This is a genomic window from Halopiger goleimassiliensis, from assembly GCF_000455345.1.
Classification (GTDB): Archaea; Halobacteriota; Halobacteria; order Halobacteriales; family Natrialbaceae; genus Halopiger_A; species Halopiger_A goleimassiliensis.
Window position 1 is genome coordinate 2,831,361 of the sequence record NZ_HG315690.1, and the last position, 13,167, is coordinate 2,844,527.

A 13,167-nucleotide genomic window follows, 5' to 3' on the forward strand; every position below is an offset into this window, starting at 1 on the left:
ATATGATGGTTATAATGACATTCGTGTTGTGAAAACTGAAATAAACTCACGACCAAGGAATTTTTGAACCACTGGGGCATAGTACCACTTGCATGGGCTTCGGGAGCTACGACGAATCCGAGCAACAGGAAGTAGACGCTGATTTTGACGACGACGACGCTGTGAAATCCGGACAGAACAGCCACGAAGGAACCATCGAGTTCGAAAACGGAGCTTCCAGCGACGAGTTGCTCGATCGATTGCAGGAGATCAAAGACGACGACTCCTGATGAAGACGGGGGCGCGGGCGCTGGGCATCGCCGAGTCGTATCGGGGGCGCTCCGACCGGAGCACGCTCGCCGGGGCCGTCGTCCGTGGCGACGGCATCCTCGACGGGCTTGGGTACGACTCGTGTACCGTCGGCGGCACCGACGCGACCGACGCGGTCGTCTCGCTGGTCGACGATCTCGCCCGCCCCGACGTTCATGCGCTCTTGCTCGGCGCTGTCGCGCCCGCCTGGTACAACGTTCTCGACCTCGCGCGAATCCACGCCGTAGCCGAGCGACCGACCCTCGCCGTGACGTTCGAGGACAGTCCCGGCCTCGAGGACGCCCTTCGCGAGCAGTTTTCGGGCGACGCCCTCGAGCGACGACTCGAGACGTATCGCTCGCTGCCCGAGCGTCACGCCGTGTCGGTCGGCGACGAGACCGTCTACGTCCGTTACCTGGGCTGTGACCGCGAGGAAGCGGTCGAGGTCGTCCGCTCGGTTACCCTCGAGGGCGGCCGGCCGGAGCCGATTCGCGTCGCGAGCGTGGCGGCGGGTGCGGGGGACGGGTACCGCGAGTCGCTCGAGTGAGTCGACCGCTCGCGCGTAGCCGACCCGAAAGACGTAGTACCGGTCCCCCGCACGGAATCGGTATGAGCGAGATGGAGGACCTCCACGTCTCCGACTGCGAGCGGTGCCCGGCGCTCGTCGAGTCCCGCAGTCGGATCGTCAACGGGACCGGCCCCGCGGATGCCGACCTGTTGTTCGTCGGCGAGGGGCCGGGCGCGAACGAGGACGAGCAGGGCGAACCGTTCGTCGGCCGCAGCGGCACAGTGCTCGACGACGGGCTTCGGGACGTCGGCCTCGCTCGCGAGGACGTCCGGATCACCAACTGCGTCCGCTGTCGGCCGCCCGAGAACCGCGATCCGACCGACGAGGAACTCGCACACTGTCGGGGCTACCTCGAGACCGAGATCACCCGCCTCGATCCCGAGGTGATCGTCACGCTCGGCAAGGTTCCCAGCGAACACCTCCTCGAGCGTTCCGTTGCGGTGACGAAGGAAGCCGGCAGTCTCGAGGACGTCCGCATCGGCAGCGAGCCACGGCGGGTGCTGATCTGCGTCCACCCCGCGGCGACGCTGTACGACCGCAGCCAGGCGGAGACGTTCGAGGCGGCCCTCGAGCGGGCGGCTGAACTCGCCGGTGTGGACGGCTCGAGCGGGCAGACGCGACTCGACGGGTTCTGAGCGGTCCGACGGACCTCGGCCCGAACCGTGGCCTTATTCCCTCGGCGTTCGAACCCGCCGGTAATGGACGGCGAAATCTCACCCGACGAGGTCAAAGACCTCCTCGAGTCGGACGCGGACGTCCGGATCGTCGACATCCGCGACGAGGCGGCCTACGAGCACAGTCACATCCCCGGCAGCGAGAACGTTCCGTTCCACGAACTCACCCAGCGCGTCGAAGAATTCGAGGGCGAGGACCACATCGTGACGGTCTGTCCCCACGGGAAGGCGAGCGTCCAGGCGGCCCAGCTGATCGGCTCCTACGAGGGGACCGCCGACGCCACCGTCGAGAGCATGGCAGGCGGCCTCGAGAAGTACGGCCTGAAGTTCGGTCTCGTCCGCGAGGACGACGGCGACAGCGACGACGAAGCCGACGTCGAATCGCCGTTCTAATTCGCGGAGACGCGGGGACTACGGGCTCGTTCGCCGGCCTCGGAACTGAATGAGGATCAGTTGATCCATTTCGCGCAACTGCTTACGATCGGGTAGCTGAAAAGGAGTTGGTAACAGACCAGAGCGTTCTGCTATCGTGGACACGAGGAGTGGCCACGCCGCTCACGGGTCACTGGCTCACGGGTCACTGGCTCACGGGTCACTGGCTCACGGGTCACTGGCTCACGGGTCACTGGCTCACGGGTCACTGGCTCACGGGTCACTGCGTTCCCCGTTCGCTTTCCGAGGGATTCGCTCTGCTCATCCCTCGCGTTCGTTCCCCGTTCGCTTTCCGAGGGATCCGCTACGCTCATCCCTCGCTTCCCTCGACCGGACGGCAGCGCGCGCCACTGCAGTAAGGTCACCTATGGGACGATAGGTTCGCGACCGATCCGGACACGGAACCCGTCGTTTCAGCTACTGCTATTCGACGGTCGTGCTGGGCCTCGAAAACGACGGAAACCGCGATACAACCGCCCCGACCCGACTCGAGCGCGACTACCGGCTCACCACCGCTCGTGGAGCGTCTCGACGTCGTCCAGGACCGTGTTGGGGGCCGGTGGATCCTTCGTGTAGGCCCGTTCGACGTAGCCATCGGCGTTCGCCAGCAGGACGACGTTGTTGTGCATCCAGGCCATGTTCTCCATCTCGCGTTCCTCCTCGGGGTTGTACTGGGAGACGACGCCGAACTCCTCGGTGACGTCCTCGGCCCGCTCCCGGCTCTCGGGGCGGAGGAACCACCAGTTCCCCGCGTCGAAGTCGACGCCGCGCTCCTCGCCGTAGTCGGCGAGGCGTTCGGGCGTGTCGTACTCGGGATCGAACGTCGTCGCCAGGAAGGCGAACTCGTCGGCGAACCCCTCCTGAATCGATTTCGTTTGCGCGTGCACGAGGGGTTCGATCAGCATCGGACAGACCTCCGAACAACGCGTGAAGACGAACGTCAGCATGACGTGGCGATCGCCGACGAACTCCCGGACCGACACCTCGCGGTCCTGGAGCGGGGCCGGCACCGTCGCCTCGGGCAGTTCCTCGCCGTGAATCGGATGCGGGAGGTCCCGTTCGGCGTTTCGGTCGTAGTCCGCGGGCGTCTCGAGGACGACGTGTTCGTTCGCGCCGGTCGATCCGAACGGCAGGGAGTCGATACAGCCGGCCAGCGTTCCGCTGAGCATCGCCGCGCCGGCGCTTCGCAGCACGGTCCGGCGGTCGGGAGTCGAGTCGGAGGCCATCTCGAGCGAACCTACTCACAGCCGACCCTAAACCGAATCGGTACGATTCTCGAAGCCGGCGACCGTCCGGGGCTGGCCGCTAGGTCGACTACCGGAACGGGCGTGACGAGGCACCCGCTGTCACCACCGAGCGGACGCTACAGTCCCGGCTCCGGAGCGAAAAGCGGTAGTGAATAGGCGATTCGCGAGACGGCCGTGGCGTTCGGAAGTCGTCTCAGATCATCGGCGGGCTGAGATCACGCGACGTTGAAGCCGCGGTCCCGAAGGAAATCTTCGACGCGGCCGGTGTGGTTGCCCTGGAGTTCGATCTGGCCGTCCTCGACGGTGCCGCCACAGGCGAACTTGGACTTGAGATCCGACGACAGACTGTCCAGGTCGACGTCCTTCGGATCGAATCCTTCGATGATCGTTACCTCCTTACCGTATCTGCGCTCGTCAATGCGGATGTTGAGTTGCTGTTGGCCCTTGGCCACGTCCTCGCAGACGCAGAGTTCCTCGGGCAGCCCGCACGTCGAGCAGACTTCCGACATTACGTTCCTTGCTACGAAATGGCCATATTAAACACTATCGGGACCCACACGCCGTCGTGCGGTTCTTTTTGACCCATCGATCGGTCAGGATCGGTCTTCGCCGACGAACGGGAGCCGTTCGCGGGCCAGTTCGTCGACCGCAGCGATGGCCGCGTCGGCCTCGCCACGGTCGACGCCCCCGCCGTAGACCGCGCGCTCGTAACACGCCTGCACGGTTTGTACCCGATCGTCGGTCGCGAGCCCGTCGCTCGACGGCTCCGCGTCGGCCTCGCGCTCGAGCGCCCGCAGGTAGGCACGGGGGGATTCGCCGGGACGGCGCGGCCGGTACTCGCGGGCGAGCAGGCCCTCGAGGCGGCGGAACGCGCGTTCGGCGTCAGCGTTGGGGTCGTGGCGACGACCGTGCCAGTAGAGAGCGAGCATCTCCCGGGCGCGGGCCGTCACGCCGGTCCGTCGCACGCCGGCGGCAAAGCCGGCGATGACGACGGCCGCGAGCGCGAGCGTCTCCCGGGAAACCGACACGGGGAGACTCAGTCCGTCGCCCTCGTCCGGTTGAGAGACCACGGCCGACTCGTTCGACTCGCCCTCGACCGGGTCGTCGGTCTGGACCGGCGGATCGTCGACCTCGGGCGGATCGGTCTCGGACCCGTTCTCCTCGAACGGGCGGTCCTCGTCCCCTGTCGACGCCTCGCGGTCCGGGTCGGGGTCCTCCGACGGCGTCTCCGCGGGCATCTCGAGGTCGTCGACGGACGGATCGTCGAGCGGTTCCTGGTGGACGGCGTCGCGGTCCGACGGCGGGGTCGGCTCGAAGGGGACCCAGCCGTACTCCGGGAAGTAGACCTCGACCCAGGCGTGGGCGTCGAGGCCGCGGACGAGGTAGGTATCGTCGCCGATCGGTTCGCCGCTGGTGTAGCCGGTCACGTAGCGGGCCGGCACGCCCTCCGCGCGGAGCATCTGGGTCATCGTCGTCGCGTAGTAGACGCAGTAGCCTTCCTGCATCTCGAGCAGGAACGCCTCGGCGACGTTCCCGTCGGGCCGCTCGACGTCGAGGGAGTAGGACTTCGCCGAGCGGAGGTAGCTCTCGATGGCGACGGCCTTCTCGTAGGGCGTCTCGGCGTCGCCCGTGATCGTCGCGGTCCGTTCGTCGAACGCGCTCGAAGTGGCTTCGGGTCGCTGGAGGTAGTGGCTCTCGATCTCGTCGGGGTAGTCGGTGCCGGCACGCTGGAGTCGCTCGGGATCGCGCTCGAGCACCGCGCTCTCGACGGTGTAGGTCTCACCCTCGCGGAGCACCGAGTCGGTGTGGATCTGGCCGTGCGTCGAGACCGTCGCATCCCGGGCCGCCGGGCCGTCGACCGAGACGGGGTGGGGGGCGACGGGCATGACGCCCAGGTCCGTCTCCGCCCGGATGGCCTGTTCGACCCGCTCGTGCTCGCCCGCCGGCACCGGAAGCCGGCCGAGATCGGTCTCCTGGCCGGATCGGAGCCACTCGTCGCCGGTGAAGCGGTCGTAGACGCCCGTCCGCCAGTAGGACGGCCTGTCGGTCCGGACGGTGAACCGGGGTTCCGGCGAGAGGTCGACCGATCCCGCGATGCCGGATCGATCAGGCGAGTGGTCCATCGCCCCCTCGAGCGTGTCCGGTCCCGTGCCGGCCGTCGCCGGCCCGCTCGACCCGCCGGGAACGACCGTCACCCCGACCCCCAGCGAGAGGACGATGACGACCGCGAACAGCAGGGCGATCAGATCCACCTGGGCGATCGACCCGTCCCGCCGTGCGAGGTCGCCGAAGCCGACGGTCGCGAGCGCCGCGAGCGTTCCGACCAGGGTGACCGTCGTCCCCGCATCGCCGGTCAACACGAGGAAACACAGTGCCATCCCACCCGGGATCACGCTCGAGACGTACCGCCCGCGCAGGGCGAGGTACCACGACAGGAACACGGGTGTGGGGACGAACGCCATCGTCCAGGTTCCCGCCTCGATCATCTGGAGCAGCGGGAGGCCGGTCGCGAGCGTCAGCGTGTCCGCGACGACCTCGTCGAGCGCGGAGACGACCACGTCCGCGCCGACGCCGGCGATCTCGAGGTAGTAGGCGAAGCCGCCGACGCCGGCGACGATCGCCAGCGGTGCGGCCGTCCGCGGACGGATCGTCCGGGCCAGTATCGTGGCCGCGAGCAGCGACGCGCCCACGATGGCGAACAGCGTCCCCGTGCCGCCGACGACGCGGGTCACCTCGCGCAACACGCTGACGTACGAGGCCGTCAGCACCAGCACGCTTCCGATCGCCAGCAGTCGGTAGGTGCCCCCGCCGCGGTCGAACTCGAGCGATCCGAACCACTCGCGCGGACGGGTTCCGGTTCCGGTACTCATACGCTCACCTCCGGTGTAGCGGCCGTCTCCGACGACGGACGCGGCTCCAGGCCCGCGAGCCGACTCGCCCGCGTGGCGTCGGCGGCTCCCCGAAGCGTCTCGAACGCCACGTCGGTGTTCCCGATCGTGATCGTCGTGCCGCTCTCGTCGGTTCGAACGAAGACGTCGCCGGCGGTTCGCTCCCGGGCCTCGAGGTCGCTGCCGTCGGTCGTCGCGAGCGACTCGAGGATCGCCCGGTAGTGGTCCTGGCCGGTCGCCGGCGGCCGGCGTTCACCCTCGAGGACGAGCCCGACGGCCACGTTCTGCTCGAGCAGACAGGTCACGAGCGTCGCGACGGCGGTGGCGAACTCGTCGGCGCTGGCGGCCGCCCCCTCGGCAGCGACGGTCACCGAGCCGGCCTCCTCGTCGGCGACGTGTTCGGCGACGACGAGGTCCTCGTCCGCCCGTTTCGCGCTGGCTTTCCAGTGGACGTCGCGCATGGGATCGCCGCGACGGTACGCCCGCAGGTGGTCGAACTCGTCGCGCTGGTCCCGGAACGCCGTCTCGACCCGAGATCGAAGTTGGCGGGCGGCCGCGCCGTCGGCCTCGTAGACGCGGGGGTAGACGACGACCGGCGACGTCTCCTCGTAGACGAACCGTCGCGAGACGAGCCCGAAGACGTCGGTGACGGTGATCGACAGCGGGCCGATCGCCCGTCGCCCGCGCCCCTCGAGGCGGACGTCGTACTCGAGGCGCGTCTGCCCCTCGAGGGTCGTCTCGAATCGGGCCGGGCCGTCGACCGGCGTGAGGACGGGACCGACGCCGTCGCGGACGGTGGCGGCGATCGCTCGATCGGTTTCGACGGTGACCGCGACGGTCCGGCGGTCGCCGGGAAAGCCGTCGTCGACGGGGTAGCGCCGCACGGTGGGCCTGTCCGCGATCGCGACGATCGCGACGGCGGCGACGCTTACGACGAGCAGCGGCGCGACGAGGGCGTTGAGCGATCGAGGGCCGTGTTGCCACCCCGTCGCCAGCGCGGCGACGACGACGGCGACGACGGCCCAGCCTCTGGCAGTGGGTCGCATCGGTATTCAGGCGTCGGGATCGACGGGAACCTGCTCGAGGGCATCGGCGACGACCGTCTCACCGTCGCGCCCGCGGTCGGCCGTGTGGATCCGGTGTGCGAGAACGGCCGGGGCCTCGGCCTGCACGTCGTCGGGCACGACGTAATCGCGACCGTCGGCGGCGGCCCGCGCCTGTGCCACCCGCAGGAGGGAGATCGATCCGCGGGGGCTGACCCCGACCTCCGCGCGTTCGCGGGTGTAGCCCGCGAGTCGGGTCACGTAGTCCCGGACCGGAGTTTCGACGCGGACGCTCGCGACCGTCCGGCGGGCGCGGACGAGCGTCTCGCGGTCGGTCACCGGCTCGAGTGACTCGATCGGGTGATCCCCGACGGTCCGCCCGAGCAGGTCCGACTCCTCCTCGGGATCGGGATAGCCGAGGTGGAGTTTCTTCGTGAACCGGTCGAGTTCCGCGAACGGGAGTTCGTAGGTTCGGTTGGGTTCGACCGCGTTCTGGGTCGCGATGACGACGAACGGCTGGGGGAGGGAACGCGTCTCGCCGTCGACGGTGACCTGTCCCTCTTCCATCGCCTCGAGCAGCGCCGACTGGGTCTTCGGCGGGGCGCGGTTGATCTCGTCGCCCAGAACGACGTTGCCGAAGACGGGACCGGGCTGGAACTCGAACTCCCGGCGCTGCTCGTTGAAGACGTTGACGCCGGTGACGTCCGTCGGCAGCAGGTCGGGCGTGAACTGGATGCGACTGAACTCACAGTCGATCGACCTGGCGATCGATCGGGCCAGCATCGTCTTGCCGACGCCGGGGACATCCTCGAGCAGGACGTGGCCGCGGCCGAGGAGGGCGGTGAGCACGTGTTCGACGACCTCGCCGTGGCCGACGATCACGCGCGAGACGTTCGTCTGGATCTCCGAAGTGAGGTCGGCGACCGCCGAGACCGACAGCGGGTCCTCCTCACCCATCGACAGTTCCGTCGGCGGGGTTTGATCGACGTCGCTCATCGCTGATGCGGGGTTGCGGGGGGAGTGGCGACCGGATGGCTGTACGTACCCGTCAGAAGGCGGCTCATAATAACGAATCGTCGGTACCGAAATATATGCGTTGTGCCGACCATGCTCGAGCGTCGGCCATCGGAGCCGTCGCTCCCCGTCGTTCGACGACGCTCCAAGAAGCATAGACCACCGACGGAATCGGAGAGCCGTCGCTGGTCACGTAACGATCTGAAAACGATACCCCTTCTGAATCGGCTTACAGGCGCTCGAGGTTCGACGCGCGCGGGCCTTTCTCGGCCTGCTCGATGTCGAATTCGACTTCCTGCCCCTCCTCGAGGTCAGGACCGCCGACGTCCTCCATGTGGAAGAACACGTCCTCGTCCGCGTCCTCAGTCTCGATGAAACCGTAGCCGCCAGTGTCGTTGAAGAATGCGACCGTACCTTTCGCCATTGCACCTCAACAGAATCACGTCTCGGATATAAATGTTCGGGAGGCGTCTCCCTGCATCGGGGCGATATCGGTCGGTACGCAGTCGGTTGCCGGCCACCATCGGCGGCTACCACTCCTTGCACGTTGGACAGACGACCGCGCCGTCGTCCGTCCAGGCGCGCTCGGTCGATTCCCCGCAGCGCTCGCAGTCGTACTCCCCCCAGGCGTAGGTCCGAGTCGGCTCTCCAGCATCGGCATCGTCCTCGAATCCGGCGTCGACGTCGTCTTCGAACGTCCCGTCTGCCCCCGATTTCGCGTCCGTCTCCGTTTTCGTCCCGTCCGTCTCGAGGGCGTCGTCCGCGTTTGCGGTCTCCCCCTCGAGGTTCGCGGTCGCTGCGGCGGATTCGGCCCCGTCGGTGTCGCCGTCGACGCCCGCCTCGGTACCGTCCTCGTCGGTTCCATCGCCCTCGTCCGCCGCGTCCGCGCTCTCGGCTGACGCCGACTCGAGGAACTCGGTGAGCGTCGCGTCTTCGGTCACACGCGAGCGTACGAACGGGGTTCGCATAGTGATACCGACTCCGGACGCCGACCGGGATCGGCCACCGCACACGTCGACGCGGGCCACACCGCGGACGCCGTGTGCCGAACGAATCGGCCGGCAGCACCTGCGGGAGACCGGCACGGCCAAGTAGTACCGGTCGAAAGGGTCGCATATGGAATCCGCCGCAGTGCTGAACGTACTCGTGGACAACATCGTGGAAGCGACCAGCCTCTTCGGCGACATCGCGGCCGGCGAGGGACTCGCACCGTTGCTCGTGCTGGCGGGGACGCTCCTGATCGTCTTCTCGATGGCCGTCTTCGGCGTCCTCACGCTGGGTGCCATCGGCAGCCTCTTTACCTCGAGTTAACGCGGCCACCCGTTCGAATCGTCCGGCGGAGTTACGATACCTGCGCGAGCGCCTCGCTCGCGCGCTCGATCGCGTCCTCGAGGTCCGGCCCCAGGGGCGAGCCGACCACGATCCCGTCGACGTGCTCGAGCGCCGCGGCGAACCGCTCGGCGACGGTCTCGGTCGTTCCGGCGATACAGAAGGCGTCGATCATGGCCGGCGTCACGTGGCCGAACGCCTCGTTCAACTCCCCACGCTCCAGGGCGTCGCTGACGTTCGCCGCCGCCTCGCGGTCGACGTCGTGGCGCTCGAGGACCGGGTCGGCCGCGCCGCCGACGATGAACGCCACCGGCGGCCGGGCTGCCTCGCGAGCCGCCTCGGCCGTCGCTGCCACGCTGACGCTCGCGAACGCTAGCGACTCGAACGACCCGTACTCGTCGGGTCGGTCCTCGAGCCCCTGCTCGAGTTGTGCGGCCGACCACTCGAGGTCGCGGGGATGGGCGGCGTTGATCAACACGCCGTCGGCGTGTTTCGCGCTCATCCGGAGCATGTGTGGCCCCTGCGCGCCGACGTAAACCGGAATCCCGTCGTCGGGCTCGAGGTTCAACGACGCGTCCGTCGCGGTGAAGGTCCCCTCGTGGGAAACCGTCTCGCCCGCCCAGAGGTCGCGGGCGACGTCGAACGTCTCGAGGACGCGCCGGAGCGGTCGGTCGCGCTGGATCCCGAGGGTCGAAAGCGAGGAGCGATCCCCCGCACCGACGCCGAAGACGGCGCGTCCGTCGCTGACTTCGTCGATCGTCGCCGTCTGGGCGGCGAGTTTCACAGGGTGGGTCTCGTAGGGGTTGACGACCCCCGGTCCCAGGCGGACGTCGGCGGTCGCCTCGGCCATCCGCGAGAGGGTCACGAACGGGTCGCGGTTGAAGTAGTGGCTGCTCGCGAACGCGAGGTCGAAGCCGGCCGCCTCGGCGTCCGCGGCCAGGGAGGCGATCCGATCCGGCGGGTGTTCCGGCGTGAGTTCGATCCCCCACGTCGGATCCCTGGCCGCGCTCGAGCGGTCGGCAGTCATCCGTCGTCCCTCCACGCCTTCGTTCGGTCGGTGCTCGCGGCGACCGTCTCGCCGCGCTCGTCCGCGGCACGCTCGAGTGGTCCTCCTACTGGCTCGAGGGGTCGAGGGGCGCGGCCGGTGCGGATCGCGACGCGATCCGGTAGCTCGTGGCGATGCATACGACCAGCCTCGGCCAGCGCGGTAAAAAGCGCTCCGTCACCGGAGATGGGTGCCGTCGACGGCGGTCGACCGGCGCTCCCTGTTGGCCCGTCGACGGCCGATTTCAGCGGTCGAGCAACCGCTCGAGCAAACTGTCTTCCTCGTGCTTCTTCGAGGCCCACCACGTACCCAGGACGGGGATCGAAAACACGACTACCGCCGCGACGACGATCAGCAGTAGCACGAGCGTTTCGACCATGGATTCCCGTATCGGCCGTACGATATCAGTGTACGGACGCGAAGCGCACGGCATCCGAGTTGCCGTCGACGACCGCCGACCCGGTTGGCTGCTACGCCGCGCGCGCCTCGACGAACAGCGCGGCTCCGCGGCGGTCGAACGACGCGTCGGCGAACCCGGCCGCTCGAAGCCGGTCGTGGAGGTCCGCAACCGTGAACGGCTCGGCGTCGAGCACCTCGCGGGCGACCGCCCGGACCGGCGCGAGGTCGAGGACGTACGCCTCGGCGAGCGTCGCGGCGACGAACCGCCCGCCGGGGCGGAGCACGCGGTGGCTCTCCTCGAGCGCCGCCGCGACGTCGGGAAAGAGGTGCAACGCCCAGCTACAGACGACCCGATCGACCGCGTCGGTCTCGAGCCACAGATCGTCCGCGCTCATGCGGGCAAACGCCACGTTCTCGATCCCCGCCCGCGACGCAGTTCGCTGCGCGCGCTCGAGCATCCGCCCCGAAACGTCGACGCCGAGGACCGACGCGACCGCGGGCGCGAGCCGTCGCGTGAGCCGTCCAGTTCCGCAGGCGACGTCGAGGACTGCCTCCCCGCCCTCGAGGTCGAGCAGCGACGCGATCCGTTCGCGGTCGTCCAGCGGGGCGGCCGGGCCGCCGACGAAGCGGTAGAGCGGCCAGAACCAGAGCGGACTCTCGTAGAGAGGTGCCAGCCGGTCGAAAATCGAGGCCGGCGACGCGGCACCGGACGGGACGGGAAAGCGGGGAACCCCCTCGACGACGGGGATCCGCAGGCCGCAGTCGGGGCAGCGAACGGCCGCCCCGTCCGTCACGTCGGTCCGGAGTTCCCGACCGCACTGCCGGCAGACGTATCCGGGATCGAACGTCGTCGCCATCGCTCGCCTCTACGACGGCCGCCGACGTAAGGTCAGCCCTCGAACCTCCACCCGCGAAGCGCCTGGCGAATCAGGTCGTCCTCGACGCTGCGGAACAGTTCGTCGCTTCCCTCGAGGTCGCCGAACTCCCAGTCGCGCACTGCGACGGCGGGGACGCCGTCGGCCCCCTCGCCGGTGACCAGGTTCGCGGCGGCGGCGAGTTCGTCGACGACCGCCTCGACCGTGACGCCGAGTTCACGGCCGTCGCGGTCGGGTTCGCCACGCCAGTCGCGGCTCGCGGGGATCCCCGCCCAGCCGATCGCGACGCCGCGCTGGCCGTGTCGGAACGGGCGGCCGCAGGTGTCCGTGACGATCACCGCGACGTCCTCGATGCCCCGTTCTGCCAGCCCGGATCGGATGCGCTCGGCGCTCTCGGTGGGCCGCTCGGGCAACAGCAGCAAGTCGTGATCGGGCACGTTCGACCGGTCGATCCCCGCGTTGACGCAGATGTGACCGAATCGCGTCTCGGTCAGCATGAACGGACACTCGATCAGCAACTCGGTGCTCTCCTCCAGGACCGCCTGGGCGAACCGCGGGTCCTTCTCCTCGCCCGCGACCGCACCGATCCGGTCGGCCAGTTCCTGCGCCCGCCCGCTGACGGGGTAGTCCGCCAGGTCCGCCGTCCGCCCCTCGGCCTTCGAGACGACCGTGCTCGCGACCGTGAGCACGTCGCCCGGCTCGAGGGTGGCCCGATCGGCGATCATCGCGGCGAGGTCGTCGCCGGGACGGATCTCGGGCAGATCCGTCACTGGCTCGAGTTCCATACCGGAGCGTGGGCGAGCGGCGTCAAAAACACACCGACCCCGTAGCTCGAGCGCGCCCGGGGATCGATCAGCGCGTCCGTTGCTCGACGGTCACCTCCCCCTCCTCGACGGTGGCGACGAGCATCGTCTCGTGAGTGGCCGGGCTCGCGGCCGTCGCGCTGCCGGGGTTGAGCACGCGAACGCCGTCGACGACCGTGTCCACGACCTCGTGGGTGTGGCCGGCGACCGCCACGGCGTCCGAACCCGCCTCGCTCCGGGCCGCGTCGGCCACGCGCTCGTGCCAGGTCCGCGGCGATCCGGTCCCGTGAGTGACGACGAACGTAACCTCCTCGAGGGTGGCCGTCGCCACTGCCGGGAGATCGAGGCCCGCAGGATCCATGTTGCCGCGCGCGCAGGTCAACTCGCCGTCCGCCAGCCGTTCGACGCGTTCGTAGGTCTCCACGGAGTCGAAATCGCCGGCGTGGATCGTGTGGTCGGCGGCCGCGATCTCCTCGGCGACCCAGTCCGGAATCGCGGTCGCTCGAGAGGGGACGTGCGTGTCGCTGACGATCGCTGCCCTCGTGGTCATACCCTTCCGTAG

The 13,167-nt window shown here is 68.8% G+C and carries 18 protein-coding genes; 5 read left to right on the forward strand and 13 right to left on the reverse strand.

Translation table 11 applies throughout. The annotated features are described in order from the left end of the window. The first annotated feature begins 92 nt into the window (after positions 1 to 92). The 4 genes from TX79_RS13850 (at position 93) to TX79_RS13865 (ending at position 1,923) form a co-directional block, all read left to right on the forward strand. Positions 93 to 269 carry a DUF5786 family protein gene (locus TX79_RS13850; protein WP_049928024.1) on the forward strand — a complete coding sequence of 59 codons (177 nt, stop codon included), beginning with the start codon at positions 93 to 95 and terminating at the stop codon, positions 267 to 269. Then, the gene (locus TX79_RS13855; RefSeq protein WP_049928025.1) at positions 269 to 835 is read left to right on the forward strand and encodes an endonuclease dU; all 567 of its coding nucleotides are present in this window, start codon (positions 269 to 271) and stop codon (positions 833 to 835) included. The genes TX79_RS13850 and TX79_RS13855 overlap by 1 nt, the downstream gene beginning before the upstream one ends. Before the next feature lie 62 nt (positions 836 to 897). Beyond that, the gene (locus TX79_RS13860) at positions 898 to 1,491 is read left to right on the forward strand and encodes a uracil-DNA glycosylase (protein WP_049928026.1); all 594 of its coding nucleotides are present in this window, start codon (positions 898 to 900) and stop codon (positions 1,489 to 1,491) included. A gap of 63 nt (positions 1,492 to 1,554) precedes the next feature. Next, positions 1,555 to 1,923, forward strand: a complete 369-nt coding sequence (locus TX79_RS13865; protein WP_049928027.1) for a rhodanese-like domain-containing protein — start codon at positions 1,555 to 1,557, stop codon at positions 1,921 to 1,923. A 545-nt stretch (positions 1,924 to 2,468) separates the two neighbouring features. Here the strand turns inward: TX79_RS13865 and TX79_RS13870 are convergent. From TX79_RS13870 to TX79_RS13900, 7 genes are all read right to left on the reverse strand, one after another. Next, the gene (locus TX79_RS13870) at positions 2,469 to 3,188 is read right to left on the reverse strand and encodes an SCO family protein (RefSeq protein WP_081655574.1); all 720 of its coding nucleotides are present in this window, start codon (positions 3,186 to 3,188) and stop codon (positions 2,469 to 2,471) included. Between the two features lie 236 nt (positions 3,189 to 3,424). Beyond that, positions 3,425 to 3,718: a stress response translation initiation inhibitor YciH gene (gene yciH / locus TX79_RS13875; RefSeq protein ID WP_049928028.1), complete on the reverse strand. Its 294-nt coding sequence runs from the start codon at positions 3,716 to 3,718 to the stop codon at positions 3,425 to 3,427. An 84-nt stretch (positions 3,719 to 3,802) separates the two neighbouring features. Then, on the reverse strand, positions 3,803 to 6,079 hold the full coding sequence (locus tag TX79_RS13880; RefSeq protein WP_049928029.1) for a transglutaminase TgpA family protein: 2,277 nt from the start codon (positions 6,077 to 6,079) through the stop codon (positions 3,803 to 3,805). Continuing rightward, entirely contained in the window at positions 6,076 to 7,143 is a 1,068-nt protein-coding gene (locus tag TX79_RS13885; protein ID WP_049928030.1) for a DUF58 domain-containing protein, read from the reverse strand. The genes TX79_RS13880 and TX79_RS13885 overlap by 4 nt, the downstream gene beginning before the upstream one ends. Before the next feature lie 6 nt (positions 7,144 to 7,149). Further along, entirely contained in the window at positions 7,150 to 8,136 is a 987-nt protein-coding gene (locus tag TX79_RS13890; protein ID WP_049928031.1) for an AAA family ATPase, read from the reverse strand. A gap of 247 nt (positions 8,137 to 8,383) precedes the next feature. Continuing rightward, positions 8,384 to 8,578 (reverse strand): cold-shock protein, encoded by a 195-nt coding sequence (locus TX79_RS13895; protein WP_049928033.1) that lies wholly within the window; start codon positions 8,576 to 8,578, stop codon positions 8,384 to 8,386. Between the two features lie 106 nt (positions 8,579 to 8,684). Further along, positions 8,685 to 9,095: a DUF7573 domain-containing protein gene (locus tag TX79_RS13900; protein WP_049928034.1), complete on the reverse strand. Its 411-nt coding sequence runs from the start codon at positions 9,093 to 9,095 to the stop codon at positions 8,685 to 8,687. A 175-nt stretch (positions 9,096 to 9,270) separates the two neighbouring features. Between TX79_RS13900 and TX79_RS13905 the strand changes: the two genes are divergently transcribed. Continuing rightward, positions 9,271 to 9,465, forward strand: coding sequence for a hypothetical protein (locus TX79_RS13905; RefSeq protein WP_049928035.1), 195 nt, complete (start codon positions 9,271 to 9,273; stop codon positions 9,463 to 9,465). Positions 9,466 to 9,496: 31 nt separating this feature from the next. Here the strand turns inward: TX79_RS13905 and TX79_RS13910 are convergent, their stop codons facing one another. The 6 genes from TX79_RS13910 to TX79_RS13925 form a co-directional block, all read right to left on the reverse strand. Further along, complete coding sequence (locus tag TX79_RS13910; RefSeq protein WP_049928036.1) at positions 9,497 to 10,510, reverse strand: 5,10-methylenetetrahydromethanopterin reductase; 1,014 nt, start codon at positions 10,508 to 10,510, stop codon at positions 9,497 to 9,499. Next, entirely contained in the window at positions 10,507 to 10,668 is a 162-nt protein-coding gene (locus TX79_RS19375; protein ID WP_154660524.1) for a hypothetical protein, read from the reverse strand. The genes TX79_RS13910 and TX79_RS19375 overlap by 4 nt, the downstream gene beginning before the upstream one ends. Before the next feature lie 104 nt (positions 10,669 to 10,772). Further along, positions 10,773 to 10,907, reverse strand: a complete 135-nt coding sequence (locus TX79_RS20025) for a hypothetical protein (protein WP_268257989.1) — start codon at positions 10,905 to 10,907, stop codon at positions 10,773 to 10,775. Between the two features lie 91 nt (positions 10,908 to 10,998). Then, on the reverse strand, positions 10,999 to 11,784 hold the full coding sequence (locus TX79_RS13915; RefSeq protein WP_049928037.1) for a methyltransferase domain-containing protein: 786 nt from the start codon (positions 11,782 to 11,784) through the stop codon (positions 10,999 to 11,001). 32 nt (positions 11,785 to 11,816) lie between these two features. Further along, positions 11,817 to 12,587 carry a coenzyme F420-0:L-glutamate ligase gene (locus TX79_RS13920; RefSeq protein WP_049928038.1) on the reverse strand — a complete coding sequence of 257 codons (771 nt, stop codon included), beginning with the start codon at positions 12,585 to 12,587 and terminating at the stop codon, positions 11,817 to 11,819. A gap of 67 nt (positions 12,588 to 12,654) precedes the next feature. Next, complete coding sequence (locus TX79_RS13925; RefSeq protein WP_049928039.1) at positions 12,655 to 13,155, reverse strand: metallophosphoesterase family protein; 501 nt, start codon at positions 13,153 to 13,155, stop codon at positions 12,655 to 12,657. Positions 13,156 to 13,167: the final 12 nt, after the last annotated feature.